The 223-nt window shown below is 67.3% G+C and carries 1 protein-coding gene; it reads left to right on the top strand.

All coding sequences use genetic code 11. The annotated features are described in order from the left end of the window. Nucleotides 1–223 (top strand): hypothetical protein (locus tag VD17_RS30715; RefSeq protein WP_046057115.1); only part of this gene is annotated, 223 nt, incomplete at both ends.

Below are 223 nucleotides of genomic sequence, written 5' to 3'. Positions count from 1 at the left end.
CAGCGACAGCGACGTGACCGTCTACGAAAAAGCCCTCGACCTGAACAAGGATGGCCAGGATCTGGCGCCCGGCACCGTCACCGGGAGCCTGCCGGGCAACACGGGCGAAACCGCCAGCGGCACGCTGGTCGGTTCGGTCAGCGGTGCGGTCGGCGCGATCACTTACAGCCTGGTCGGCAGCGCCACCGGCACCTACGGGCAAATCCTGCTCAATCCCGATGGC

This window comes from Pseudomonas fluorescens, assembly GCF_000968015.1.
Taxonomy (GTDB): Bacteria; Pseudomonadota; Gammaproteobacteria; order Pseudomonadales; family Pseudomonadaceae; genus Aquipseudomonas; species Aquipseudomonas fluorescens_W.
This window is presented reverse-complemented; position numbering and strand designations above follow the sequence as displayed.